Annotated in this window: 39 protein-coding genes; 24 read left to right on the top strand and 15 right to left on the bottom strand. The window is 33.2% G+C overall.

All coding sequences use genetic code 11. The features are described 5' to 3' along the window. Position 1 precedes the first annotated feature (1 nt). Positions 2 to 496, top strand: coding sequence for an RNA polymerase sigma factor (locus NYE52_RS10280; RefSeq protein ID WP_341192968.1), 495 nt, complete (start codon positions 2 to 4; stop codon positions 494 to 496). Continuing rightward, positions 489 to 1,535, top strand: coding sequence for a DUF4179 domain-containing protein (locus NYE52_RS10285; protein ID WP_341192969.1), 1,047 nt, complete (start codon positions 489 to 491; stop codon positions 1,533 to 1,535). The genes NYE52_RS10280 and NYE52_RS10285 overlap by 8 nt, the downstream gene beginning before the upstream one ends. 40 nt (positions 1,536 to 1,575) lie before the next feature. On the opposite strand, the gene NYE52_RS10290 is transcribed toward NYE52_RS10285, so the two are convergent. Further along, positions 1,576 to 2,268, bottom strand: a complete 693-nt coding sequence (locus NYE52_RS10290) for a lysozyme inhibitor LprI family protein (RefSeq protein WP_341192970.1) — start codon at positions 2,266 to 2,268, stop codon at positions 1,576 to 1,578. Between the two features lie 218 nt (positions 2,269 to 2,486). On the opposite strand from NYE52_RS10290, the gene NYE52_RS10295 reads away from it, so the two are divergent. The 4 genes from NYE52_RS10295 to NYE52_RS10310 are packed head-to-tail and all read left to right on the top strand — an operon-like array spanning position 2,487 to position 4,220. Beyond that, entirely contained in the window at positions 2,487 to 2,825 is a 339-nt protein-coding gene (locus tag NYE52_RS10295; protein ID WP_400247610.1) for a DMT family transporter, read from the top strand. Positions 2,826 to 2,829: 4 nt separating this feature from the next. Further along, positions 2,830 to 3,141, top strand: a complete 312-nt coding sequence (locus NYE52_RS10300) for a DMT family transporter (protein WP_031539721.1) — start codon at positions 2,830 to 2,832, stop codon at positions 3,139 to 3,141. A 14-nt stretch (positions 3,142 to 3,155) separates the two neighbouring features. Then, complete coding sequence (locus NYE52_RS10305) at positions 3,156 to 3,734, top strand: TetR/AcrR family transcriptional regulator (RefSeq protein WP_341192971.1); 579 nt, start codon at positions 3,156 to 3,158, stop codon at positions 3,732 to 3,734. 21 nt (positions 3,735 to 3,755) lie between these two features. Next, positions 3,756 to 4,220 carry a hypothetical protein gene (locus NYE52_RS10310; RefSeq protein ID WP_341192972.1) on the top strand — a complete coding sequence of 155 codons (465 nt, stop codon included), beginning with the start codon at positions 3,756 to 3,758 and terminating at the stop codon, positions 4,218 to 4,220. Between the two features lie 3 nt (positions 4,221 to 4,223). On the opposite strand, the gene NYE52_RS10315 is transcribed toward NYE52_RS10310, so the two are convergent. Together NYE52_RS10315 and NYE52_RS10320 are read right to left on the bottom strand one after the other, a co-directional pair. Further along, on the bottom strand, positions 4,224 to 4,466 hold the full coding sequence (locus NYE52_RS10315) for a hypothetical protein (protein ID WP_341192973.1): 243 nt from the start codon (positions 4,464 to 4,466) through the stop codon (positions 4,224 to 4,226). Between the two features lie 124 nt (positions 4,467 to 4,590). Then, entirely contained in the window at positions 4,591 to 5,043 is a 453-nt protein-coding gene (locus NYE52_RS10320) for a VanZ family protein (protein ID WP_341192974.1), read from the bottom strand. Between the two features lie 183 nt (positions 5,044 to 5,226). Between NYE52_RS10320 and NYE52_RS10325 the strand changes: the two genes are divergently transcribed. Then, positions 5,227 to 5,949: a hypothetical protein gene (locus NYE52_RS10325; RefSeq protein ID WP_341192975.1), complete on the top strand. Its 723-nt coding sequence runs from the start codon at positions 5,227 to 5,229 to the stop codon at positions 5,947 to 5,949. Here the strand turns inward: NYE52_RS10325 and NYE52_RS10330 are convergent. The 3 genes from NYE52_RS10330 to NYE52_RS10340 form a co-directional block, all read right to left on the bottom strand. Then, positions 5,936 to 6,364, bottom strand: a complete 429-nt coding sequence (locus NYE52_RS10330) for a retropepsin-like aspartic protease (protein ID WP_341192976.1) — start codon at positions 6,362 to 6,364, stop codon at positions 5,936 to 5,938. The genes NYE52_RS10325 and NYE52_RS10330 overlap by 14 nt on opposite strands. Then, entirely contained in the window at positions 6,364 to 6,609 is a 246-nt protein-coding gene (locus NYE52_RS10335; protein WP_031539816.1) for a hypothetical protein, read from the bottom strand. Before NYE52_RS10335 ends, NYE52_RS10330 begins: the two co-directional genes overlap by 1 nt. A gap of 137 nt (positions 6,610 to 6,746) precedes the next feature. Beyond that, positions 6,747 to 7,289: a TetR/AcrR family transcriptional regulator gene (locus tag NYE52_RS10340; RefSeq protein WP_341192977.1), complete on the bottom strand. Its 543-nt coding sequence runs from the start codon at positions 7,287 to 7,289 to the stop codon at positions 6,747 to 6,749. A 167-nt stretch (positions 7,290 to 7,456) separates the two neighbouring features. On the opposite strand from NYE52_RS10340, the gene NYE52_RS10345 reads away from it, so the two are divergent. After that, positions 7,457 to 8,935, top strand: a complete 1,479-nt coding sequence (locus tag NYE52_RS10345) for a DHA2 family efflux MFS transporter permease subunit (protein ID WP_341192978.1) — start codon at positions 7,457 to 7,459, stop codon at positions 8,933 to 8,935. A 75-nt stretch (positions 8,936 to 9,010) separates the two neighbouring features. Here NYE52_RS10345 and NYE52_RS10350 read toward each other — a convergent pair whose 3' ends face one another. After that, positions 9,011 to 9,493 carry a GNAT family N-acetyltransferase gene (locus tag NYE52_RS10350; RefSeq protein WP_341192979.1) on the bottom strand — a complete coding sequence of 161 codons (483 nt, stop codon included), beginning with the start codon at positions 9,491 to 9,493 and terminating at the stop codon, positions 9,011 to 9,013. A gap of 310 nt (positions 9,494 to 9,803) precedes the next feature. On the opposite strand from NYE52_RS10350, the gene NYE52_RS10355 reads away from it, so the two are divergent. Next, positions 9,804 to 10,373, top strand: coding sequence for a DUF6241 domain-containing protein (locus NYE52_RS10355; protein WP_341192980.1), 570 nt, complete (start codon positions 9,804 to 9,806; stop codon positions 10,371 to 10,373). A gap of 94 nt (positions 10,374 to 10,467) precedes the next feature. Here the strand turns inward: NYE52_RS10355 and NYE52_RS10360 are convergent, their stop codons facing one another. After that, a complete protein-coding gene (locus NYE52_RS10360; protein ID WP_341192981.1) occupies positions 10,468 to 10,680 on the bottom strand; it encodes a hypothetical protein in 213 nt (70 codons plus the stop codon). A gap of 744 nt (positions 10,681 to 11,424) precedes the next feature. Continuing rightward, entirely contained in the window at positions 11,425 to 11,646 is a 222-nt protein-coding gene (locus NYE52_RS10365; RefSeq protein ID WP_341192982.1) for a hypothetical protein, read from the bottom strand. A 391-nt stretch (positions 11,647 to 12,037) separates the two neighbouring features. Here NYE52_RS10365 and NYE52_RS10370 point away from each other — a divergent pair, with 391 nt between their 5' ends. Further along, on the top strand, positions 12,038 to 12,181 hold the full coding sequence (locus NYE52_RS10370) for a hypothetical protein (protein WP_341192983.1): 144 nt from the start codon (positions 12,038 to 12,040) through the stop codon (positions 12,179 to 12,181). A 191-nt stretch (positions 12,182 to 12,372) separates the two neighbouring features. Further along, positions 12,373 to 12,603, top strand: coding sequence for a hypothetical protein (locus NYE52_RS10375; protein WP_341192984.1), 231 nt, complete (start codon positions 12,373 to 12,375; stop codon positions 12,601 to 12,603). Between the two features lie 104 nt (positions 12,604 to 12,707). Here NYE52_RS10375 and NYE52_RS10380 read toward each other — a convergent pair whose 3' ends face one another. Further along, positions 12,708 to 13,298: a sugar nucleotide-binding protein gene (locus NYE52_RS10380; protein WP_341192985.1), complete on the bottom strand. Its 591-nt coding sequence runs from the start codon at positions 13,296 to 13,298 to the stop codon at positions 12,708 to 12,710. A 105-nt stretch (positions 13,299 to 13,403) separates the two neighbouring features. On the opposite strand from NYE52_RS10380, the gene NYE52_RS10385 reads away from it, so the two are divergent. The 4 genes from NYE52_RS10385 (at position 13,404) to NYE52_RS10400 (ending at position 15,924) form a co-directional block, all read left to right on the top strand. Continuing rightward, on the top strand, positions 13,404 to 13,871 hold the full coding sequence (locus NYE52_RS10385) for an NUDIX hydrolase (protein WP_341192986.1): 468 nt from the start codon (positions 13,404 to 13,406) through the stop codon (positions 13,869 to 13,871). A 114-nt stretch (positions 13,872 to 13,985) separates the two neighbouring features. Continuing rightward, entirely contained in the window at positions 13,986 to 14,330 is a 345-nt protein-coding gene (locus NYE52_RS10390) for a DUF6176 family protein (protein WP_341192987.1), read from the top strand. Positions 14,331 to 14,556: 226 nt separating this feature from the next. Then, complete coding sequence (locus NYE52_RS10395; protein WP_341192988.1) at positions 14,557 to 14,892, top strand: ArsR/SmtB family transcription factor; 336 nt, start codon at positions 14,557 to 14,559, stop codon at positions 14,890 to 14,892. 33 nt (positions 14,893 to 14,925) lie between these two features. After that, the gene (locus NYE52_RS10400; RefSeq protein WP_341192989.1) at positions 14,926 to 15,924 is read left to right on the top strand and encodes an NADP-dependent oxidoreductase; all 999 of its coding nucleotides are present in this window, start codon (positions 14,926 to 14,928) and stop codon (positions 15,922 to 15,924) included. A gap of 86 nt (positions 15,925 to 16,010) precedes the next feature. On the opposite strand, the gene NYE52_RS10405 is transcribed toward NYE52_RS10400, so the two are convergent. Both NYE52_RS10405 and NYE52_RS10410 read right to left on the bottom strand, forming a co-directional pair. Continuing rightward, the gene (locus NYE52_RS10405; RefSeq protein WP_341192990.1) at positions 16,011 to 16,394 is read right to left on the bottom strand and encodes a VOC family protein; all 384 of its coding nucleotides are present in this window, start codon (positions 16,392 to 16,394) and stop codon (positions 16,011 to 16,013) included. A gap of 126 nt (positions 16,395 to 16,520) precedes the next feature. Continuing rightward, the gene (locus NYE52_RS10410) at positions 16,521 to 16,796 is read right to left on the bottom strand and encodes an ArsR/SmtB family transcription factor (protein WP_341195154.1); all 276 of its coding nucleotides are present in this window, start codon (positions 16,794 to 16,796) and stop codon (positions 16,521 to 16,523) included. Between the two features lie 321 nt (positions 16,797 to 17,117). Between NYE52_RS10410 and NYE52_RS10415 the strand changes: the two genes are divergently transcribed. The 4 genes from NYE52_RS10415 (at position 17,118) to NYE52_RS10430 (ending at position 19,846) form a co-directional block, all read left to right on the top strand. Continuing rightward, a complete protein-coding gene (locus NYE52_RS10415) occupies positions 17,118 to 17,444 on the top strand; it encodes an antibiotic biosynthesis monooxygenase family protein (RefSeq protein WP_341192991.1) in 327 nt (108 codons plus the stop codon). 86 nt (positions 17,445 to 17,530) lie between these two features. Beyond that, positions 17,531 to 18,538, top strand: coding sequence for a phosphotransferase enzyme family protein (locus NYE52_RS10420; RefSeq protein WP_341192992.1), 1,008 nt, complete (start codon positions 17,531 to 17,533; stop codon positions 18,536 to 18,538). 151 nt (positions 18,539 to 18,689) lie between these two features. After that, complete coding sequence (locus NYE52_RS10425; RefSeq protein WP_341192993.1) at positions 18,690 to 19,112, top strand: hypothetical protein; 423 nt, start codon at positions 18,690 to 18,692, stop codon at positions 19,110 to 19,112. Positions 19,113 to 19,243: 131 nt separating this feature from the next. Further along, positions 19,244 to 19,846 (top strand): hypothetical protein, encoded by a 603-nt coding sequence (locus tag NYE52_RS10430; protein WP_341192994.1) that lies wholly within the window; start codon positions 19,244 to 19,246, stop codon positions 19,844 to 19,846. A gap of 456 nt (positions 19,847 to 20,302) precedes the next feature. On the opposite strand, the gene arr is transcribed toward NYE52_RS10430, so the two are convergent. Further along, positions 20,303 to 20,719, bottom strand: a complete 417-nt coding sequence (arr, locus tag NYE52_RS10435) for an NAD(+)--rifampin ADP-ribosyltransferase (protein WP_341192995.1) — start codon at positions 20,717 to 20,719, stop codon at positions 20,303 to 20,305. A 374-nt stretch (positions 20,720 to 21,093) separates the two neighbouring features. Here arr and NYE52_RS10440 point away from each other — a divergent pair, with 374 nt between their 5' ends. Beyond that, the gene (locus NYE52_RS10440; RefSeq protein ID WP_341192996.1) at positions 21,094 to 21,573 is read left to right on the top strand and encodes an Lrp/AsnC family transcriptional regulator; all 480 of its coding nucleotides are present in this window, start codon (positions 21,094 to 21,096) and stop codon (positions 21,571 to 21,573) included. Next, a complete protein-coding gene (locus NYE52_RS10445) occupies positions 21,574 to 22,188 on the top strand; it encodes a LysE family translocator (protein WP_341192997.1) in 615 nt (204 codons plus the stop codon). It begins immediately after the preceding gene. Positions 22,189 to 22,316: 128 nt separating this feature from the next. Here the strand turns inward: NYE52_RS10445 and NYE52_RS10450 are convergent, their stop codons facing one another. Continuing rightward, positions 22,317 to 22,715 (bottom strand): hypothetical protein, encoded by a 399-nt coding sequence (locus NYE52_RS10450; RefSeq protein ID WP_341192998.1) that lies wholly within the window; start codon positions 22,713 to 22,715, stop codon positions 22,317 to 22,319. A 133-nt stretch (positions 22,716 to 22,848) separates the two neighbouring features. On the opposite strand from NYE52_RS10450, the gene NYE52_RS10455 reads away from it, so the two are divergent. The 3 genes from NYE52_RS10455 to NYE52_RS10465 all read left to right on the top strand — a co-directional run bounded on the left by NYE52_RS10455 (position 22,849) and on the right by NYE52_RS10465 (position 24,453). Continuing rightward, the gene (locus tag NYE52_RS10455; RefSeq protein ID WP_341192999.1) at positions 22,849 to 23,517 is read left to right on the top strand and encodes an HAD family hydrolase; all 669 of its coding nucleotides are present in this window, start codon (positions 22,849 to 22,851) and stop codon (positions 23,515 to 23,517) included. 97 nt (positions 23,518 to 23,614) lie between these two features. After that, positions 23,615 to 23,770: a hypothetical protein gene (locus NYE52_RS10460; RefSeq protein WP_341193000.1), complete on the top strand. Its 156-nt coding sequence runs from the start codon at positions 23,615 to 23,617 to the stop codon at positions 23,768 to 23,770. Between the two features lie 119 nt (positions 23,771 to 23,889). After that, positions 23,890 to 24,453: a 5' nucleotidase, NT5C type gene (locus NYE52_RS10465; protein ID WP_341193001.1), complete on the top strand. Its 564-nt coding sequence runs from the start codon at positions 23,890 to 23,892 to the stop codon at positions 24,451 to 24,453. A gap of 42 nt (positions 24,454 to 24,495) precedes the next feature. On the opposite strand, the gene NYE52_RS10470 is transcribed toward NYE52_RS10465, so the two are convergent. Beyond that, positions 24,496 to 25,074 (bottom strand): hypothetical protein, encoded by a 579-nt coding sequence (locus tag NYE52_RS10470; RefSeq protein ID WP_341193002.1) that lies wholly within the window; start codon positions 25,072 to 25,074, stop codon positions 24,496 to 24,498. Between the last annotated feature and the right edge of the window lie 88 nt (positions 25,075 to 25,162).

Here is a 25,162-nt window from a genome sequence, read left to right on the forward strand (position 1 = left end):
AATGGAAAAAGAAACAGCCTTTTTAAAGCTTTTTCAACAATATGAGCATGATATTTATCGAATGGCTTATGTGTATGTCAAAAATAAAGAAGATGCACTAGATATTGTACAAGAAACAGCCTATCGTTCTTTTCAAAACTTTAGTAGTGTAAAGGACTTTTCCTTATTTAAAATGTGGGTAATAAGAATTGCTATTAACTGTGCCATTGATTTATTAAGAAAAAACAAGAAATTGGTCTATTTACAGGTGGAAGGAATAATAGAATCTCCAAGTTCTAAAAATGAAGATATTCCACTATCCATTTCCTTGCAAGATTTATTGGATATATTGAATGAAGAGGAAAAGACAGTAGTGTTGCTGAAGTTCTACCAAGGCTACACATTTCATCAGATTTCCGACTTTCTAAATTCGCCATTAAGCACAGTCAAGTCAGTATTATATCGAGCACTTGAGAAACTGCGGAAAAAAGTAAGGAGGGAAGATATGTATGGATAATAAAATCAGACAAGAATTAGATAAGATTGAAATACCAGAGGATTTACATAATAGAGTCATTTTAGGGATGCAAAAAGCAAAGAATGAAAATTCAAGCCCTGTTCTAAATAACTCATCAAGTAATAAAAAAACATGGTCAAAGCGTAAGAAAAGGATTGTGTCTTGGGGTACGGTAGCTGTTTTAATGATTATATTTTTCAGTTCTGCTCTTGTTTCCCCAACGATGGCAAAAGTAATTTCTTCTATCCCTTATTTAGGGTCTGTTTTTCAATCGAAATCGATTATGACAGTCATTTATGAGGAATTAGTAGATAAAGGGTATGAAATTGAAGGGATAGGAATTGGATATGATCCTCAAAAAAAGATTATGATAAGTATTAAAGGTTCGGATTATTATAAAGAAGTGAAAAATGAAGTGAAAAAGATTGCTGTAAACAAACTGAACGAAAAAGGGTATGATGCTTATACAGTGGAGGTAGATGAATTTAAAGAACGAACAGATTATGTTCTTAATGAAGAGGAAAATGCAGAAAAGCAATTACTAGAGCAAAAAGTAGAAGAAAAAATGATGCAATTAGATTATAAATTTGATATGGTCCAGGTTGATCCTACGGAAAACGCTATTTTTATCAATATTGTTGGGGATAAAAAATATTTCCAATCTATTGAGAAAAAGGTGGAAAAGGCTGGACTAGAGGTGACAAATGCAAATCATTATAAAGATTACCGGATTATTCCGACGAATACAAGGGTTGAATTCAGAGTTGCTGATAATATAGCACCCGTCGAATCAGCCATTGCAGAAGGTCTATTATCTAAAAAAGAATACAAGGTAACAGGTGTAAGCTATAAAAGGGAACCATTGACATTCATTATTAGTACCTCGGAATTAAGTTCCAATCCTCAGTCAAAACAACTTGGAGCTGAAATTGAAGGAGTAATAGTGGAGTTTTTAAAATCCGATGAAATAGCGGACATACTTGCTAATGAAGAGTATAGCATTATTGTGAACAGTAAAGATAATAAGAAAATAAACTAAAAATATTATTTGGGAAGTCATAATGACTTCCCATATTTCTTTAATCCGTCATATACTCATTCACTAATACAAAACATCTTTCTTTTGTCGATTCGTATAAGGAGATATATAATGCGACATTTTCAAAGGTGCCTCCATTATATTTTAGTCTTTCTTCCTCCGCTTTTGCTTCTTTCTGATCAATCCATTTCAGCTGTTTAGTTTGTAAATCCTGCATCTTCTCTATTGACAAGTCTTTTTTTAATATTGCATATATAGCATTCAGGGCTTCATCATACTTTTCATAAGAAATGCCGTAGTAATTTTTCATTGCGTTTGTAGCACCTGAATCGGAACCCTCTTTATCTGGTAAAGTATCCAGTTCTTTCTGGAGATTATCTAATTTTTCTAGAAAAACTTGTTTGTTTCCCGCAATCTTATCTGGCAATGCATCCAGCTCTTTTTGAATAGTAGTTAAGCTTTCTTGCCTTCTTTCCTCTATATCGTTCTCTGGTTTTGAATCGTTATTATTATTAGCGGCTTCAGCTGATTCATTTTGATCGCTAGGAGTGGGGTCCGCAATATTCTCAGATGCATTATCTGTTGGTGCGTCGTCTGTACTTTCTTCTATATTCTCTGGTTCCGTTTGAGTATTGCTTGATGTAGTTTCATTAGATGAATTGCTGCAAGCAGACATTCCTATTAGTAAAATCACCAATAGGCTTGCTGCAATACAAGTTTTACATGTCTTCATTTTTACAACTCCAATCTCTTTTTTAAAGATATAAATAGCTTCCTATTTATTCTCCTTTTTTCATTATTGCAATCTCCAAATTATGGTAAGTTCCTTATTTAATATTCTATCATACTTAAAAAAATGAACCAAATTAGCTTGTTTCTTGACGCGGTACCAATTATGTGACACAATAACTACCGAACGGTCGGTAGTTTATATATAAGGAGGATTTGAGTGTGAATAAGTATTGGCTAATGGTTTTTAGTGCGGGATTTGTGGAGGTTGCTTGGGTTTCTGGCCTAAAACATGCATCCACTTTTTTAGAATGGACTGGAACCATTCTCGCAATCATTATTAGTTTTTATCTATTAATCTATACAACAAAATATTTGCCTATTGGTACGGTTTACGCAGTGTTTACTGGGTTGGGGACAGCTGGAACAGTGATTGCGGAAATCATTCTGTTTAAGGAACCAATTAATCTAGTGAAAATAGTATTGATTCTCGTTTTACTAATAGGGGTAATTGGCTTAAAAATGGTTACAGATGAAGCGACAAATAAAGAGGAGGCTTAAAACAATGGCATGGCTAGCTTTAATTGCAGCAGGGTGTTGTGAGATAATAGGTGTCATCAATATAAAACGGTTAACGATGAAAAAATGGGATGCGCTCCTGTATTTAATCATTGGGTTTATGTGTAGCTTTGCATTACTAACCTATGCAATGAAGACTATTTCAATGGGGACAGCATATGGCGTATGGACAGGAATTGGAACAGTTGGATCCGCCATCTTAGGGATGTTTGTATACGGAGAGCCAAAGGATTGGAAAAGAATCTTATTTATTGCAATGATTCTTTGTGCTGCAGTTGGTTTGAAACTAATCTCATAAAGGAGAGGTTTTTCATGAAAAAAGAAGAAATAAAAAAAGCGGCAATTAAGTTTTTTTTACAAAACGGTTTTGAAGGAGCATCTCTTTCCGAAATTGCAGAAGAAGCGGGCATAAAAAAAGCATCGATTTATTCCCATTTCAAAGGAAAAGATGACCTTTTTCTCGAAGTATTAAAAGAAGCAAAGGTAGAGGAAATCGAGCGTAAACAGCAATTCTTTGAAAAAGAAGATAGTAGCAATCCAGAAACGTTTCTCTATCATTACTTACTTTACGTAAAAGGGATGTTTCAGGAAAATGAAATGTTGAAATTTTGGCTAAGAATGGGCTTTTTCCCACCAATGCATTTGTATGATGTCATTCAAACAGAAGTAACAGAAGCAGAGAATTTCCAGGAGCATTTAATTGGCCAAAAGTGTGGCATGTGGATAGAAAAAGGGCAGCTTAGCATAAAAGATGCAAACACTTTCAACTCCGCTTTTACAGGAATAATCATCGCAATCATGGTGGAAATTGTTTATTTTAATTCGGGAAAAAGAGTGGATGATAAATTAGAAGCATTGTGGGAGGTTTTCTGGAAGGGTGTTTCGAGATAACAAAAGGGGGGAAAGGGAATTTTGCAAAAAAATATTATTATATATATTCCGGTGTATACGGAAGAAAATTCTAGCTTCCCAAAGCCTGTATTAGGAAACTATGATTATTGGCTCCAAATAGTGGATTACTTTTTACGAAAATCGGATTGTTTTGAAATTCATTGCTGGAATGAAGAAACAAATACTATAGAAGAAATCAAATCACAGTTTTATCCTGAAATCGAAATACGGAATGAGGATAACTTAACGATATTTTATGGGAAGAAAAAAGCAGCATTTGTCCATTATTTATGCAACCGCTATACAAATAAAGCTAGAGAATTAAAGTGGTTTACGGTGAATTTATTAAAGGAAGAGGGTATTGTATTTCATTCCAGTCATTGGGGAACAGAAATCTTTGTTCCCAATGTTATTGAAAAGGAAATCTCCTTTATCAAAAGTGTAAGCCCAAAAGATTCTCAAATGGAAATATATTTATTAGAATAGTAGTTAAGCCTCTCCAAATCCCATTGCAAATGCTAATAATGTAAAGATAACACCTGATGCAAAATTTAAAAGGACCCCAAGAATAATATTGCTCCATTTCTTAGACAAGATAGCAAATACCATTCCAGTTAAGGATAAAATACCAAATAATAAGAAGAAAATGCCTGCATTTTTGGTGCTGAGAAAAAAGGATAATAGAATACAAATACCAACCATAAGTAGGGACACCCATCCATTTTTAGTCATTTGTAGCCCTCCATTATTTTGTAGTAAGTGTATTATACAATATTTCGAAATGGAATGGAGGTTATTTCCAATTTTTTGTGAAAGTATTTATAGAAAATCCCCATAGTAAGCTGGCAAATCTTCCTCAACCTCGCATGGCGTTCCGTTTACATAATTTTTTCCAAATAGTGAACCCAATTAAAGCACCAATCGTATTAAGGATAAAATCATCGATATCGAAGCTTCCTCTTCGTATTAGTAACTGGGTGAATTCAATTAGAAATAAAATGGACAAAAATACAATGGAAAAGACACTGACTTGTTTTGTTCTTTTTATGAAATAAGGGAGATACAAACCCATTGGTAAAAACATAAATAAATTGCCGAAAAGATTTTTAATAGGAATGTCTAAGTTCATATTGCCATAAAAAATAGCTTGTATGTACATACTTATCGTTTTAAAAGGGACGAAATTAGAGGAGAGCATAATTAAAGTCATTTCTGTCCATCCCGTTCTGTTAAAGAATAATAGAATGGCTAATACGTATAAATAAATAATAAAACTGATGCTTATGATAATCTTAAAAAATATTTTCATTCATTTCTCCTGATACATTTTAGTTTAGATGGTTCGTGCAAAAAAGTTTTCAAACTAAAACACTCTAAATCTATTAAAAGTTTTTCGTAAATAAATGAATTTTCGAAAAATAAAAAGCGCTAATGGAAATATTATACTATAATTAGAGAGAATAGTGAAAAGTAATGGAAAAGGAGAACTCAAATGTTTAAAAACAGGTTTGTTCTATATGGATTTATTTTTATTATCCTTGTTACTGGTTTCGTTGTTTATCAAAAAGTAACGGATGACACATATAAGGGAATGTCTATTATTCCTGAACAAGAGAAAGATATCCCTTTATACGCTGGACTTAAACCAACTGAACACCGTTATATTATGAATGGAAATAGATGGGAGGATATTTATGAATACTACGATCAAGAACTTCCGAAGCACGGATGGAAAGTAGAGGTTAAAGGCTCAGCGCTTGAGGATAATGATTCAGCAAATGATTGGTCTGGATTTTATTCAACTTGGAGGAAAGAAGGATTTGACGGTGAACTGTCTCTATCTGCTTCGTATAATAAGGCAGAAAAGCAAACAGAAGTAATGTTTGATAAGCGTGACATTCTAGATAGTACAGTATGGTTGAAGAAAAATCCAGAGAAGATTCGTATATATCAAAATGACTCGGATCAAGATGCTGTAGAAATAACAGATAAAGCAGCAATTAGCGAAATTGTTCAGTTCATAAATAACGAAGCATATGATTCAAAAGAAACTACTTTTAGTAGAAAGTATACAAAATTAATGGACTTAGGAAATTTGAAAATAAAAGTATATTATGAAAAGGAGAAGACTGTTTTTCTTCAAACTGCAAACGGAATTAAAGAAGCTAAGCCAGATCCTAATTTTATGGCGTTCATATTAGCTAAAGGGAATTGAAGGTTATTTTTTGAAGATAAATGCGAAGGTAGAGAATAATAGCCTTGTAAAGTGAGGAGATGAAAGTTGATGGTCTTATAAAATTGTAGGTCAATAAAATATCTAACCCTAGAAGTCCTTTATGATCTTTAGGGAGAATTCCTACATCCACTTCAATGTCCTTCACTATAAACGTATCAATTTGAATTTCATCCATTATTTTAGTATAAATAGGTACTGAGCCACCTATTCCATAGGCTTCATAAATATTGTCTCCATATTCATATACTACCCCTATCTCTTCTAAAATATCTGGGCTAATAACTGTGTGAGATGATCCTGTATCAATAATAATATCATTCACTTCTAGTATTCTTCCGCGAAAAGTAATAATGAGAGATGTTGTTAGGAGTTGTCCATCAGAGGAAATTTGCATTAAATTCGTCTCGCTCTTAATAACGGGTCTTTACGAATATGGACAATACATCTCTCGTTCGATGTATGGTAAACAATGTTGCCTTGTTTTACTTTAAAGAACTCTTTATTAGCGTTTTCACTTGAAATAGAGCGAATGGGTGCTACTTCATCGATTATTTTTTTTCCATTTTCCTCATGATAGTCGAGGATTGATAGTAATACAAATTGATTAGGAAATAATTCCCTAACTTCTTGCCACTTCATAATAAATCCCTCCTTTTTATCTTATTATAAACGATTAAACTACGAAATTAATACTCAATTATGTTGTTTAAAAACATAGATAAAAAAAGAAGTAGGGGAGGTTATGTTTTACTGCCTTCCCTATTTGATTGAAATGTCTATCGATACAATTCAATCATCTGATCTGCAATATATTCAGAACTAAAATGAACCCCGTCTTTAAGCCACCACATAATAATTCCCAAGGTAGAGGAAGCAAGTATATCCATTGATAAAACGATTTCCTTAGTGTCGGAATCTTCTCTGACGCGTTGGAGGACAATCGAATCCTTTAAGATCATTTGTAATTTTCTCTTAAAGCCGCTGTGTTCGAAGAGAACAGCTAAAAGTTTACGATGCTGATAAAAATAATCTAAAAACAGGATTAAGCGATCTCGATTATTTTTATTATCAATTTGAAGTATTGGTGTTGTTTCCAACAACAGGTTGTCGAAAATATCGTACACTAGCTGTCTTAATAAATCATTTATATCTAAGAAATGCAAATAAAAAGTAGCGCGATTTAACTCAGCACGCTTTGTAATTTGTTGGACGGTAAGTTTGGATATGTCTGGATTCTCAATTAATATATCTACCGTAGCTTTTTTCAGTAGGCGTTTAGAGCGTGCAGCACGTGGATCCTGCTTTTTTGATGTCGTCAATTTTATTCTCCTTATCTATTATTTCCGATTTCTTTGATACATTTTGTAAATATGTCGTTTAGTCAACACATCTTAAAAAATTGTAAATAGGAATCAATAAAAATACATGTTATTCTATATTTTATTGTCACAGTGTTAAAAAAGCAAATGAAGAAGGGAACTTGTCTATGCCAGAATCAATCAATAAAAAAGTATTGTTAACCGTGTTAATTTTAGGGTGTTTTCTTTCCACGCTCAACCAAACGCTGTTAAACGTTGCTTTAAGTAATTTAATGGATGTATTTTCTGTTTCTGCGCCAACTGTACAGTGGCTATCAACAGGATTTATGTTAATAAACGGGGTATTGGTCCCTATTACCGCATTTTTAATGAAGCGTTTTTCAACACGTCAATTATTTATCAGCTCCATGTTATTTCTATTAATAGGCTCCATTTTATGCGCAGCAGCGCCTACATTTTCTATCTTACTTACAGGACGTATGATACAAGCTATTGGAGCAGGAATTATCATGCCATTACTAATGAGTGTCGTTATGTTTATTTTTCCACCAGAAAAAAGAGGCAGTATGATGGGGCTAATTGGCCTCGCTATTATTTTCGCTCCAGCCATTGCGCCTACATTAGCCGGTTTTGTCATTGAATACTTTTCTTGGCGCTGGTTATTTATCGGTCTAATACCACTTGTCGTAATCGTTTTATTATTATCCATAAAATATTTGATCAATGTTTCAGAAACGGCAAAGGCTAAGCTAGATGTTGTAAGTGTTATTTTTTCCACCATTGGTTTTGGGCTAATTTTATATGGATTTAGTAATGCGGGTAGCAGAGGATGGGATGATAAACTCGTTATTATTACTATTCTAGTAGGGATTCTCACTACTTTCCTATTCTGTCTAAGACAAATGAAATCATCGGATCCATTACTCAACTTAAACGTATTTAATAATAAAGTATTTACACTAACCTCGATCATTAATATTATTGTCACGATGATGATGTATGCAGATATGATTTTATTACCAATCTATCTTCAAGATGGACGAGGCTTTACGGCATTTAATGCAGGCTTGCTACTATTGCCAGGTGCAGTAATAAATGCATTTATGTCGCCTGTTACTGGAAAAATGTATGATCGTTTTGGAGCCAAACCATTATTCATTATTGGTTTGATTTTCATCATTCCTTCCATGTGGGTGGTAACCGATTTAACAGAGACAACAACCTTTGTTTTTCTCATGATACGAACCATTTTTCTTCGAATTGGTTTAAGCTTTATTACAATGCCATTGAATACGGCTAGTTTGAATGCTTTACCAAAGGAACTCGTAACACATGGTACGGCCGTCAATAATACATTACGTCAAATAGCAGGTGCAATTGGAACGGCAGTAGTTATAACCGTATTTACTGTACAAACAACTAGCCATGCAGAAACACTAATGCAAGAAACACCAAATGCAACAGCTGATATAATTCGCAAGCTTGCTTCCATATTAGGTTCAAGTGATGCGTATTATTTCATGACCATTTTAGCTGTTGTGGCATTGATATTAACTTTCTTTGTACCATCAAAAGCAAAGACGAAAGTACAGCCTAAAGAACAAGCTCAGCCATTAACTAGAAAACCAACAAAAGATAAAGTATGACCATGCTATTAAGGATCTGTCCCAAGTTTATTTACAACTTGGGACAGTTTTTTTCATCTTACAGGTACTAATCCCTTATTTTAAATCTTTAGCCATCATAATGAATACCATCGGATGTCCATAGAAATCACCGGTATTTTCCTTAACAACCTTAAATCCTTCTTTTTCATAGAATACTATACTCGGATTTCCCTTATAAACCGTTAATGAGAGAGTACTTGGATTCCTGTAATAATTAATTCCTGTGCTTAATAATTGTTTGCCAATTCCTTGTCCTTGGAAACTTGAATGAATATAGATGGACTCTAAGTAGATATCTTTCTTCGTTAAGTCGCCTGAAAAAAAGGCGTATCCTGTTATTTCGTCCTTGTATTCTGCAACTAACGTTAAAGAGGAATTCAATCGATTATCCATTTCCTCATTTGAATAGGCATCATTTAAAACCTTAGATTGTATCGCCTCTGGAATTATCTCACTATATGTATGTTTCCATGTGAAAGCAGCAATTTTTCGGATTGAATCTATATCTGATTTCTTCATTTCTCTAATAATAACCATAAATTTCCCATCTCCCAATTCCTAAAATGAAGTTTACCAATAAATAGTAACATAGATGAATCTTATGAACGATGTAAAAATGGCAGGGATCCCCACAAATAGAGTAATAGAAAGGAAGGATGAATGGATTTTGCATTTTCATCAGCAATATTCCATGCTAAACTGATATTATCAGAATTTTCCATATGGGATTAAACGCATTAAGAATGGGAACGATTTTTAGTCAGATTTAACAAATACATAATAGAAGCGGTCAAGTTACAAAGAAAGAAACTCTCCATATAAAACAAATAGGGTTAGGTGAAGGTAAATGGATGAATCAAAAAGAAGTAAAAGGAAAAGCTGGACTAAATATTCTATATGGAGTATCGCTCTACTATTACTAATCGGCTTTGGTACATATGGACTATATCATCATTTTTCCACTGATACGATTGAGGGTTCCGTTGTATCAGCAGAGGGAGAGGCTATCGATAAAAGTATTAAAGCAAGTAAAAGTACAGAAAAAGAAGCAGAAGTGGACATTAGCAAAATTGATTATGAGTATTGGCATGAGTATCGGGTTACATCGACCATGCACGAAATGACTCATCAAAAAGTGCGAGCCGATGAAAAATGGGGAGCGGTTCAAATGACAAATGAGAGAATAGACATGCTATATAACATCGTAAAATATAACACTTACGAAAATAAAGATGCTTTATTGGAAATTTTGTCAAAATGGAAAGCTGGAGATTTTCGGACAGCAGATGAGGATCACAATGCCTTGTGGAGGCTCCAAGATGGAACAATCGGGAAAGCAACTGGAATATTGAGTGAAGAAGAGGAACAAGAGTTTATCGAGAAAACGTTTAAAAATAAAAAAGATGAAAATGAATGAGTTCAATCTTCTTATGGAAAAAAAGATTAGTCGCTTTGATGATGGTCCTATTTTTAAAAGCACTTTAAATTAAAACGATAGGTTTATAAAAAGTCTAAATACTATTTTTTACTTTATCAGGTAAATGATTCTTATAGGAAATGACATCATAGTAACCAGTGTTATTTTCCCTACCAGGAATACGAATGACCATTCGAATGAAATTATAAGGTTGATCATTGGCTCCTTCAAAACCGATTACATGTAATGTCACATCATACGAATCTTCTTGTTCGTTAAAAGTAATCGATTCTATTTTTTCATCCATATACAGCTGGTTATCACCATGCTTCTCCATGATTTCAAGAATAGTGGGACCGAGAAATCTTAAAAAGGCAGACTCTGTTAATGTGGCTTTGCATTTGGAGGAAGGCTTTCTGTTATGGTAGTTGCAGCTGTGACAGTATGAAATGATGTGAAAAGTAGTAATAATAAAAAAAGTGTTCTCATCATAAAAATCTCCTAGGGATGTTTTATGATGATTATTATTTGTTCTAAAACGGGATATATATCTGTATGAAGAATGTTCAGAGCTTTGATTACAGCGAAAAAAGCAGTGAAGATTAATTTGTATCAAGCAGTATTAGAGAATAGGAAGGGAAAAGGAGGAAATGGAGTGGATTTCTACTGGTTCGGTCTACTATTCTGGTTGTTAATTGGTATAGGATTCTTATTATTCCTTATAGGATTATGGTGGAGATCTTGGAAAACTCTTTTAATCAGTGGGATCCTCTTTTTAGTCCCATCGCTTTATTTTATAGGGGCGGAAAATTGGCTCAGATTATTAGTGATTATACCGATACTCCCATTTTTATTTGCCTATTGTGTAAAAAAGAATATGTAACCATGAAATAAATGTCTAATTATTAGCCAAAGATGAATTGTAAATCTAATTTCAGAAGAACCAGACAAGACTAATAAACTGCTCAAAACCTTCTATGAAGCAAGATTGCTTCTGGTATAGAATTGCGATGTATGAGCGCATAAAAAGATACCTCCGATAAAGGTATCTTTAGGCAGTCTTTAACTTCTTCGCTAGATATGCAATGCCCATAGCGATTGGAGGAATAAATGGAACAAAATGCTTTAACCACGGAACAGTGTAGAAAATAGGTAACATTAAAAATATTAATCCAAAGAACATGGTAAGAATAGACTTTTTATTCCAGCCGATAAGAGTCAATCCCAAGCCTATTACTACAAAAAGAATAAATACGACGATCCACAAGTTCATATCATCACCTCTTACTATATTGTAATCTAAATATTATAAAAATTCACTTCGAATGCAATTAAAGGACGAATTAATTGGAAGGATGGTTACTCGTGAACAAAACGATTTATAACGAGAAAGAACTATTAGAGATGCTAGATTCCTTATTAAGAGAATCTACTTAGTTTTGGAATGATTTTTATGGTAATCGAGAGTAAGGGATTCCTTTATTAATGAGACATTTTTACAAATTTGAACAAGCATTTTATTTCATTGAATAAATCATTTAAAATAAAACTAAATAAATTAAAGTTGGTGATGTTAATGGAGCCTATAAGAATTGGACATGATGACATAAAAAAAAGCAATTCAAACTGGTCATTCATACATCCAAGTTGGGAAGAAAAATTTTTTGTTGATGGAAGTAGAAGACGTTGGTAACGATGATTGCTATGAAGTTACTGATTCAGAAGAAGAAAAGCAATTAAGAGTGGCTTTGAATCAAGATAATCCAATACTATCAGATGAAGAAATCAATAGAATGTTAAAGAGCTAAACATGAAAATAGTTTGGAGAAGGACCAACTTCTCCTATAGCCTCTACCGTCAGTGTGTTGTTGTCAATTAAATATTATATTCATTGAGAACCAGCCTTTTGCTTGCGACGGAATAGGTTGGTTTTCTCGTTTTCAAATGTTTAAATATTCCGTGTAACATTTTTGAGAAACAAGATTTTCCGGGGAGTCGTGTGACCAATAGTTTATATTACTTCAAAATCAAAAAACCATTGAAGAACATCAAAAGAAACACGAAGTTTAAAATTATCGCAGTAATACATTTGAGAAAAGGTTCTTTAAGTACAATAGCGCCTATACCAAGAAGTATTCCAATAAAGGAGACAATTGGAGTAGCACCGATCATTAGTAAGATTAAGATACCAAACAAATCAGCTAAGAAATGGAAAGTAGAAGCAATGTAGAAACACAGAATTCCTATAAAATTTATAGCTACACAAATAAAGGACAATTTATTCGCCGGCATGATAAAACCTCCTTGTTTCACATTCTATAACACTTCAATTTTTTAATCATCAATATGAACAAAGGATTTGAACGTGTTGGCAGCAGCATTCGCATATCCATTTGTGTTTATCTTATGAATGATGCGCTGTGTTCTGGTTTCAATCATGTGATTGGCATCTTCGCCATATAGGGGACCAGTACGAATAAGGACATGGTTTGCATGATTTGCAAGGATTAAGTCTTCCCCAAAGTGTTTGGCATTTACATATGTAGATAAAGGAGCTTCACTAGGAAGAAATCCTGGTTGCTCTGTTTCAGCATAGTTACCTTTACCATCTACAAAAATGGCGTCTGTTGATAAATATATTAATTTAGTTTCTTTTGAAATGGCAGATAATAAATGGTTGAGACCAACTTCTATAAGATGATTTTCCTTTTCCCCATCCATTAAAGACCAGATAACTACATCTGGATCAATATGATTGACTAGTTGTGTTACCTGATGTTTGTTCCTTATATCTAGTTGTAAAATATTTGTACATGCATTATTGGAGCGAGAAGTGCCGCAAACGTAATAATTAGGATTTAACCCAGCTAGTTTAAATAAGGATGAACCGAAAAATCCAGTGGAACCTAATATCATTATTTTCATAAAGAATACTCCTGTTTCGTATATTTGGAAAAATCTGTTAAAATGATTTTATCATAAAAAATTCATACTAGCATATAAAAGAGAAAGTTTGAGAGGATATGTAAAATGGCAAAAACAACAGGTTGCTTTACGATTATACTGAATGAAAAAGGACAAATCTTATTGACAAAACGTAAGGATTTTCCAATTTGGGATTTACCAGGTGGTAGATGGGAAAAGGGAGAGACCTTAGAAGACTGTGCCATTCGTGAAACAGAAGAGGAAACAGGATACGTTATTCGAATTAAGCAGAAAATCGGGGAATATTTTCAACCACAATTCGATGATATTCAATTCTTATTCTTGGGAGAATTAACAGGGGGAATACCAATAGAAGAAGGACCCGAAACAGAAAAAGTCGAATGGTTAAGTCCAAATAATTTACCTTTCCATATGGCACCTAATAGAAGAAAACAAATTAAAAACTTTTTAAAGAATAAAAATCGAATAGTAAAACAATCAATAACAGTGTCTCCTATTCAAATAACCTTATTAAAAAGCTATTTGAAAGTATTTAGGCCATTATTAAGATAGGAAGCAGAGGGATGATACTAGAAAAGTGTTAGCTTATGAGTCCAGTGGTTTTATCGTTCGTTCTAAGCTGAAATTAGTTCACATACATAAAAAGTAACAAACAGGAGGAGAAACATGAACGTTGAATTAACAAGATTTAAAGTGAAAAAAGGGAAATCGGAAAGAGTGGATGAATGGTTAAGTTTCTTAAATGACAATAAAAAAGAGGTTCTTGTCACATTAGAAGGGGAAAAAATGTTAGTTGAGACTATATTTAGAGAAACGCTGAATGGGGAAGAATATCTCTATTGGTATTCTGTCCAAGGCGAAGATGGGCAAGAAGTAGAACAATCGGAGCACTGGATTGATAAAAAGCATATTGAGTTTTGGAACGAATGCATAGACGAAACGTTTAAGCCTGTTGATTTAAAGACAGAAGTTGTTATGATACCTCAAAAGGTGAAAGATAGTATGAAGTAAAGGATCTCTTTATGGAGGTCCTTTATTTCATACTCTGGAGAAAAAAGGTACTTTATGATATTTTTATCGTATTTGTTATGGAAATAATCATTGCCGACTAGATTTTCATTCGTCTCGATTTGCTTTCTCAATATTGCAGCAAGGAAAACAATAGTATATTCTTGGATTAGGTTATATGGTTCATCAACTTAAACCATTAAACTGATTATTGGAGGTATTTTACTAAATGAATAAACAGGGCCAACTAAATATAATCAAAGAGGATTTTATAAATTGTCAAAAGGTATTATTGGCAATTGGAGATGAAACAAGGCAATCGATCTTGTTAGTGTTAATGGGGACTGATTGTCAAACAGGATTACGCGTCGGAGAAATCACGGAGCAAACACATCTTTCTCGCCCTGCTGTATCCCATCATCTTAAGGTTTTACGAGATGCTGGTGTTATTTTAATGCGTAAAGAAGGGACAAAAAACTTTTATTATATCAATGTACGTTCAGAATTAGGTTTATTACGAACGCTTGTGTCGGATATAGATACATTCATGGAGAACTTTTATTGAATTTAATATAGAGATTATTTGGAGGTATAGGAAATGAGAGCAATGGTTATTGATAGATACGGAAAAGTTCCAATGCGTCTGGCAGAAATGCCGACACCTGAAATTGGGGAATATGAGGTGCTAGCAGAGATTCATGCTGCTAGTATCAATCCTGTTGATTTTAAGATTCGTGATGGGAAAGTGAAATTATTACTGAAATATAAAATGCCGCTTATCTTAGGGAATGATTTTTCTGGAGTAGTTGCAAAGGTCGGAGCAAAAGTGACTCGCTTTAAAGTTGGTGATGAAATATATGCACGTCCACGAAAAAGTAAAATCGGTACTTTTGCTGAATATATCGCCATTCATGAAGAGGATATCGCCTTAAAGCCTAAAAATTTGAGCTTTGAAGAAGCAGCATCAATCCCGCTTGTTGGACTAACCACCTACCAAGCACTTGCAGACATTATGCAATTACAAAAAGGACAAAAGATTTTAATTCAAGCAGGTGCTGGGGGTGTAGGTACTTTTGCTATTCAACTGGCAAAAATAATGGGAGCTTTTGTTGCAACGACAGCAAGTGAAGCTGGTGCGAATTTAGTGAAATCTCTTGGAGCAGATGAGATTATAAATTACAGAACAGAAAAATTTGAAGAGAAACTGAAAAACTATGATGCAGTATTTGATACACTTGGCGGCGAGATACTGGAAAAATCATTCGGAGTGGTAAAAAGCGGAGGGAAAATTGTTTCCGTTTCGGGATTACCGAATGCTCGCTTTGGGAGAGAATATGGTTCAGGATTTTTTAAAACATTGTTGTTTTCAGCGCTGACTCATAAACTTACTGTCCTTGAAAAAAAGCATCATGTTCAATATTCCTTTTTGTTTATGAAGCCAAGTGGTGAGCAATTACGTACTATCGCAAACTATATCGAGGCTGGTAAGATTAAACCTATCATTGATAGAGTTTATCCTTTTGAAAATGCTCAAGAAGCGATGGAATACGCAGAGACAGGAAGAGCGAAAGGGAAAATAATAGTGAAAATTAGATAATAGCCGCATAGGAATGATGTTCTTGTGATATTAGAAAATGATGAAGTAAAGGACCTCTATTAGGAGGTCCTTTACTAATATAAACTTTACTGTTGTATGATTTGAATAAGATTACCACAAGTATCATCAAATACAGCGATTGTGATATCACCCATTTTTGTCGGCTCCATTGTAAAATGAACGCCCTTATCCAATAATCGTTTGTATTCTTCCTGAACATCAGCAACCCCAAACATAGTCGCTGGAATACCCTGTTCAAATAATTTCTTTTGGTAATCGTTAGCGATTGGATTCTCATTTGGTTCGAGAACAAGCTCGGTACCACCTTGATCTTCGGAAGAAACAACGGTGATCCATCGGAATTTTCCACTAGGAACGTCGTGCTTCTTTACAAAACCTAGTGTTTCAGAATAAAACTTTAGTGCTTTGTCTTGATCTTCTACGAATAAACTGGTAACAATGATTTTCATCCTTTTTGGCTCCTTTGATATTTGAGTAGATTTGTGCTGTGATAATAATCAAGCTGTAAGCAAATAACTTATACAGTTTCCAAAATTCTTATTCTTAACCTTTTATCACCGAGATAGTTTCTAAAATTACTCTAACCATCCTTTCAACAAATCTTTAAGTGGTTCATTGTTAAAAAGGAGCACTCGATATTTTCCCTTTCGTTTTGATTGTACAAGTCCAGCATCTTCTAATAAGGAAAGGTGTTTCGCTATTCCTTGTCGTGAAATGGTAAGATTATGCTTCATAATGAGACGAGCAGTAAGTTCATATAATGTCATTTCATTCCGTTCAGATAGTTCATCTAGTATTAGTCGCCGATTTGAATCGGCAAGTGCTTTAAATATAGTGTCTTTGTCCCACATATATTGATTATAAGCAACTATTTGGTTGCTTGTCAATGAGGGTAACTGAAAGGTTGCGTAATTAAGATGCTTTTTCTATTTAGTCACTTTAGTTAAAAGGAGGATTTCAACTACCTATTATTTGCAGTAAAAAGCTGTCTTTTTATTTTATGGACTAAAGGTGCAGATTTCAATTTTGGTTTTTTATGGTAAAATTTTACGTAAGGGTAAATACATTATGGAAAGTTTAGTACTGCTTAAGGTTGTCTTATTTAAAGTTTTTAAAAAGAGATTAAATTATGGTATCGGGAATATTTTAATGAAGTAATTGGGGGATGAAAAATGAGTGGTAAGGAGAAAAAACAACATCCATCATATTATGCAGTCATATTTACTTCACAGCGAACTGAAGGTGACAATGGGTATGGCAAAATGGCAGAAGTAATGGAAGAGTTGGCTTCAAAACAGCAAGGATTTTTAGGGATTGAAAGTGCAAGAGATAGTGAGTTAGGTATTACTGTTTCATATTGGGAAACTTTAGAGGATATTAAATGCTGGAAAGAAAACTCAGCTCATAAGGTAGCTCAAGAAAAGGGTAAAAAAGAATGGTATAAAAAGTTTAATGTTCGAGTATGTAAAGTGGAAAAGCATTACTCTTTTGAAATGTAATCATGTTAGCGATGAATTAAGGTTTTATTGTTGAAGTTATTGTACTGATGGGCAGGTTAGTGTAGCAAAAGAAAGGTTTATGGAGGATGGAAATCATAGAAACTATAAAAAAATCTCCTAATAATATTTACCTAGAGATAAAAGAAACGGTTGAAAAAAGGGTAGGCATACACTTGAATAATCCTATACCTCTTAATCTGGGATATCTCAATCTAAAATGGAAGGTTGAAACTGGGGAAAAGCGATACGTCATAAAACAAATCAGTAAAGAACGATATAAACACCGTGATTTTGAAAAGGTTGTTTTAGAACAAGATATTGCTCTACATGAACAAGTAAGACAATATAAAAATGGAACACTGTGTCCAAATCTATTAATGTATAATAGAAACGTCGTGCATAAGACTACTAGTGGAGAAAGGTTTATTATGATGGAGCATATGGAAGGAAATAATCTTTTACCTGGAACGTTAAATGAAAACCAGATGTATAGTCTTGGAGTGATGACAGCTAAAATGCACAATATTTCCAATGATGGTACGTACGGTAAAGAAGGAAACCCAAAATTTGTCCCACCTAGTATAGAAAAACGCTTAAAACATTGGGAAACATTATATGATAAGATGAAAGAAAATTATGCGTTAATGGCACTTATAGAAAAGCAACTTAAGGCTACAGAACATTTTAATTTAGATATTATAAGTTCTAGTGAGCCTGGTTGGGCACATAGGGATTTGTGGGTCGATAATCTATTGTTTAATGAAGATGAGTTATCCGCAATTCTTGATTTTGACCGTTTTGCGTTTGACTATCCTGAATTGGATATTGCAAGGGCAATTATGTCAGGGGCATTGAAAGATATGGCCTTCCAACCAAATGTAGCTAGAGCATTTTTGACTGGTTATAGAACTAATAGAGGACTTGAAAAAGGTACTTTTGTACGGTCGCTATATCTATTGTGGTATCTAGAAAGTACTTGGTGGGTAGTCCCAAATTTTAATAAGGAAAGATATCAAGAAGTTCAATTTCAAAATGAGATGACTTGGATAGCAGAACATCTTTCAGATTTAACAACAATGTTTAAGGATTGGTAATTTGATAGATATTATTCAAATTAGGTTTGCAGCTTATTTCATCAATTAACAGGTCCAATAACTAAGGCTCAAATAGTTTAATAGATAAGTACTGTCCAATGCCATTAATTAAATTTTTATAACCTAGTAATTGTTATTGGAGGCTTATAAAATGAAATATTTCTGTAAGTTAAATGTTGTTAGTATTATTTATGCTCTTATGGTGTTTGCTCCTCTTGAACTTATATTCAATATATATAGAATTACCAGATTAACAAATTGGGGTATCGGTATGGTTAATTTTATGATCTGTGTAACGCTTATTATTGAAGTTATAGGTGGTACAATACTGATCTTTTTCTTAACTAAAAAGTGGTTGGATGGACGAAAGGCCAAATTTTGGACAGTTATTCTTTGGGTCCCTTATTTTATTCTGTTTATTTATGTATTCGCTTCACTATTTCCAATGACTGATGGAGGAGACTCCCCAAATCCTGTTATTGGTCTTTTGGCGCTAGTAGGGTTGATAGCGTATCCATTTTATATACTAATCCTTAATTTTGTATCTATGACAAATGAAGACAATAGAGTGTAGAGCCGTCTAAAGTAAAATATTGTGCCCAGTTTTACGGGGGAAGTTAGTGGAAGAAGGAATAACTATAAATTTAAATATTTCCTATATATATTATATTGGTAATAAAATACTTTAGAATTGGAGGATGAAAAATGACACATGAATCAAATATTAACGATTATGATAAACGAGTTGAGTCAATTGATGAAAAAATATGTGAATTAATAAGTCAAAGAAAATTAATCTCAAGTGATCCTGGTGACCCAACTTCGCAGCATATTGCTACATGGTCTAAAAAATATAATTTGAATGAAGACTTTTTAAATGATGTTTTTATCCATTTACCAAGGGAGGATAGGTATAAACCAATAGAAGAACCAAAAGGATTCCTTAAAAATATACCAGTTTTAAAGTCATTTGAAGATAATAATGTATTTTATTCAGTTACATTCATTCGTCAATATGAGAATGCTAGTTTAGTTCACTTGAATATTGATAAGGACATCTCAGAAGAGAAGCCCGGAGATATGCAGCATTTTACATTTATAGAACTTTCAATCGAGGACAGCAGAATGGAATATGACTGTCGAAACAATCAAGGTGGAGGTTCTGGTGGACATATATCATTCGATTATATTGTAACGCCTCCCTTACCTGAAGATACGTCAAGCATTAAATTAATGTTTAAGGAATATAATGAACCGTTCAATAGAAAGCCAACTGGTCTTGAATTCTTTTTTACTTTGGACAAATAGAATAAGTATCTAGATGCCTATGGTAGGATATTCATTTTTGAGATAAAAAGGAGAGTACTCTTTAATAGAAGGAATACTTAATTCAATTGAGATCTCTTTTAATTGTGTTGTCATAGAAAAATGCGCAGGGGAATTTATTGCGAAGTTACTGATATAGAGCATGTTTTATCAATTATATATCTAGTCGTTATCCTTGAGACCTACGAATGGTTCTGGTTTTTATTGGGAAATTAGATCCTCACAAAATTCTTTCGGAATATCAACAAATGAAATTATTTGCCGACAAAAAGGAAGATTTATAGATAAATGGACCATATTTTTGGAAGTTTCCTCTCAAAGAATGAGAGGAAAGATTTCCAATTAATTTATCCAGATTATGAAATCTTAACGGTTCAGACAACGTGCAAAAGTAAATTGATTCTTGTTCTTACATCATGAACTTCTAGAAATTTTGGATTAATCGTAAATTACATTTTTACCTTGTTCACTTAACTCTTTTAAAGATGTAAGCATATGATTTATTTCTTCGTCAGAATGTCTTTCCCATGAGCCTAATTCAGCTATTATTTTTAAAGGAGATTTAGATCGATAAGAACGTGTTGGATTTCCTGGAAATCTCTTGTCCGTTACGTTCGGATCATTTTCAAAATCTCCTAATGGTTCAACAATATATATTCGTTCTTTTGAATGAGACCTTGCTAATTCAGCACCCCATTTCGCAGCATTTAATGTTGCAGTAAAATATATATAATTCGATTTTTTATCTTGGTAATTGGACAAGTGTTGTGGTTCTAATAAATCCCCAATTTTTAGTTCTGCTTTCGTACCATGAAAAAAAGGACCGTTATCTAGGGCATTTGTTTTGTTATTCATACGGATACACTCCTTATATTTTAAATTTGGCTATAACAAACAGTATAGTATGGAATTAGAAAAAGAGTAGTCTATAAATAACCTATGTGTAATGGTATAATATAACTAGAGAGAAATGATAACGAACGAAAATCACCTTTTTTGTGAAAAATTATATATAAATTAAGAAGTGCTTTCCTAAAATAAAGGGAAGCTTTTTTGTGATAGAGAGGAAGGCTAATTGAATAAATAATTACGAGTGGCGTTCTAATTAATATTAATTAGGGCGTTATTTATTTAACAAAAATATCTGTTGTTTAATTTTTAAAAAAATTTGAAATTTTCTTTTATAAATAATATAATAATAAAAACTTTATAAAGAAAGGAAGATTAGGTTGGATTCTTTCGATTATAAAATAATCAAGGCGATAATGACTAACGGAAGGGTTACTTGGGCTGAATTAGCTTCTCAAATTGGATTATCTGCTCCAGCAATCGCAGACCGTGTTAATCGTTTGTTTAACAATAAAGTAATTAAAGAGCTTGGGGCAATGGTAAATGGTGAAAGCGTAGGAACAGAGTGCACTGCATTTGTAACAGTTTCATTAGAAAGACCAAGATACAGGAAAGATTTTCTACAACTTGTCACAGATTTAGAAGAAGTGCAAGAATGTCATCATATTGCAGGGGAAGACGATTATTTATTGAAAATTCGTTGCCGGAATACAAAGGATTTAGACAGAGTAATAAGTTATGAAATTAAAAGTCTTGCTGGCGTACTGAGAACAAGAACTACGATTGTAATGGATACAACGAAAGAAACTTTTCAAATCCCACTGCAAAAAGATAAATTTAATAAAACAGGTGAAAATTAAATGTTCGGGGAATTGTTAATTAAGGGACTTATTATTGGGTTCAGTATTGCTGCTCCAGTTGGACCAATTGGGATTTTATGTATTCGTCGAACAATTGAGCATGGTAGGTTAGTTGGATTTGTCTCTGGATTAGGAGCTGCAACAGCAGATGGATTATATGGGCTAATTGCTGGTTTCGGTTTGACACTTATTACAAATTTTTTAATTGGACAGCAGCTATGGCTTCATATTATTGGTAGCAGTTTCTTATGTTACTTAGGCATAAAAATATTCTTTTCACGACCTTCTAATGAATCAGCTAAAGCAAAAGGTAATAAACCTTTCGCAGCTTACATATCTACCTTTTTATTAACAATAACTAACCCAGTAACTATTTTGTCATTCATTGCCATTTTTTCAGGTCTTGGAATGACAACTAATAATACAACAGCACTCGGCTTTATTTTAGTGTTAGGAGTATTTTTAGGTTCAGCGTTATGGTGGCTATTGCTAAGTAGCATAGCAGGAATAGTTGCAAACCGAATGAAAATTTTTTCATTAATTTTTGTTAATCGTATTTCGGGATTAATATTATTATTGTTTGGGTTATATGGTTTGATTGCTGGAATTGGTTAAGGAGTCAGTACTGTTCAATGAGATGTGCTTCTATTAAGTGAAACACGTTTTTTTCCTTATTCACAAGAAAGATTGTACGAACGGGTGCCTTTGCACAACAACCTTATATTTTTAACGGCAAGGAAAAGTCAGCGAACTTCCGCTATTTTTTCATTTTTACCTTTTCTCAACAGCATTATTATTTCATCAATAATAAAGAACATAATAGAAATGCTTAAGGAGTAAATAGTGAAAATCCACAGGAAAAAGAAAGGAAAAAATCCAAAGAAAACATATAAAAGAAAGGCAAATGACCGTCTTCCTTCAGGGAGTTTCCTCGTTATTTTTTCTATAAGGATGGAAATTGGAAAGCCATATAGAAATAATCCTAAGCTAAAATAAAAAGAATAAGCTAAAAGATCCTCTGTAAAATCCCCTTTTCTATTTACTGCGTCGGAAAAAAATAAGTCTAGAGGAAGAAATAAAGTAAATACCAAAACAGATAAGACAAAAGTAAGGATAGCTGCAATCATTTTCCTTTTAAGCATATTATCGCCCTCCAATTCTAATATCTATTTTAACAAATTAATCGAAATAATATAGAAAAATTTGGTATAATTTGAGTGCGGAGTAAGCTGAAATTTAAAAAATCTATTTAGTTAGGGGTATTGAAAACAAACCATGGTTAAAGCGATAATATTTGATTTAGATGGAACCTTATTAAACAGAGATGCATCAGTAAAAGTGTTTGTTGACAGCCAACACGAAAGGCTGAATAAAAAGCTTGACCATATTCCAAAAGACACGTATATAACAAGATTTATAGAATTGGATAAGCGCGGTTATGTTTGGAAAGATAAAGTGTACCAACAATTAGTAGATGAATTTGATATAAAGCAAATAACGTGGGAAGAGCTTTTACAAGATTATATTAGTCAATTTAAAGATAGTTGTGTTCCATTTCCTAACCTTATTAAGATGTTGGAAGAATTAAAGAGTAATAATTTATTACTAGGAATGATTACAAATGGATATGGGCAGTTTCAAATGGACAATATCAAGTCTTTGGGGATAGGAAAATATTTTGATGTCATTTTAGTATCTGAATGGGAGGGAATAAAAAAGCCGGATCCAAGGATATTTAATAAGGCATTAGAAATACTGAATGTTCCGCCAAATGAAGCTATATTTGTAGGAGATCATCCAGAGAATGATGTACTGGCTGCTAAAAAAGTGGGGATGAAAGGCATTTGGAAGAAAGATGTTCAATGGAATAATGTCGAGGCAGAGTATATTGTGGACGATTTAGGTGAATTGCCTTTCATTGTGGAAAAATTAAGGAGAAAATAGTGGCAAAATAATTTGAATTCTATTTAATGACGAGAAAATTCTTATTGAGGGAAGGATTTTTTGAAGGAAGGATTTGAAAAAGGAGTGGAATAAAGGGATGAATCAAAACAAGGAAGAGAAACTGCAAAAGCAAAAAATGGTTCAAGAACTATATAGAGAAAGAGTGCAACAGAATAGAGAAGATAAAAATGATAACCGAATTGGAAAAGCATTTGTAAACCTTTGCATTATTATATTTTTGTTTTTACAGTAATGGGGATCTTGTTTGACTGGGGAGTTCACGTGCCGCGGATTTTTGGGATTTAGACATAATAAGCAAGCATTATTTACTTGATGTGAATGAAGTAAAATATAAGAAATGCGAGGAGTTATATGAACCACATCGGATTAGATTTTGATGATACACTTGTTGATATGAGAAAATCGATTGTACAGCTTTTAAATAAAATACATAATAAAGACTTAAATTACGAAGAAATGGTTGAGTATGGAGTTTCGGATTTGTATGGGTATTCCTTTGAAGCATTTTTAGATTTTTTTACAAAAAGCCAAAAGGAACTGCATTCAGCTAATCCATATCCATTTATGATCGATGTACTTAGTGAACTAAGCAAAACTACAAAACTATCAATAATGACGGGAAGACCGAAAGCGTGGATGAATTCAGCTGAACTATGGGTTGAAAGAAATGAGCTACCCATAGATGATATAATATGCGCTTCAGAATATATAAATGGCAAACCTGAATGTGCTTTAATTCATAATATCACTCTATTTATAGAAGACAATCCTTCCCATGCATTATCAATTGCGAATAATGGAATGGATGTATTTCTACTTGATAAGCCATATAACCGAATGTGTAATCACGAACGAATAACGAGAGTGAAGGACTGGGAAGAGGTAGGCAGGTTGTTATTAAGTAAAGGCTACTAAAACTGAATGATGAAAAATAACTTTTATCATTATAGAAGATAATTAATCAACACACATCCTTAATCCAGTAACTACATTTTTATAACGGATCGTACACTTTTTTATAGATAAAACAGCAAAATAGGAAAAAGGGGGTAAATCTTCGACTATAGAATCATCATAAATAAAGGTAATATTCAACAGCTTTTTTGGGATGATTTTTTCTTCCAATAGTATATTTGCTACATCGCGATATATGTTCTCTACTCGGTCGTCCATAGCCCTTTCAATGGAAAAACCTCCAGCAAGGCTTGTCCACCAAGTGAAAAAGGAAGCATATATTTGATCAAATGCCGTTAAATTATCGTCATTTACAACGAACAACTCTTGATAAAAGAAGTATTTTTCATTATAGAAAATATCCTGGTCAATTTCTCTACTTTCGGAAATACGTTTTGTAACTGTAGCCCATAAGTCTCGATATCGTAATAAAAAATCATTTCGAAACTGGCAAGTTGTTGGAAGATAGGGAAATTTCCAATCATCCATATTTTCATTCTGGTTAAGAAAGATATTTTGAACATAAACCAAAAATTTTAATGAATAAGATACTTCTGCTATTAATTGTAATGAATTCTTCATCGTGTTCCTCCTAATTCCACAAAGGTATTTTTCTATATTCATCTTTTTTGGAGTAAGACTGAATCAACTAGCCAAAAAAGGAATGCGC

Origin of the sequence: Niallia sp. FSL W8-0635, from assembly GCF_038007965.1 — a bacterium.
Taxonomy (GTDB): domain Bacteria; phylum Bacillota; class Bacilli; order Bacillales; family Cytobacillaceae; genus Niallia.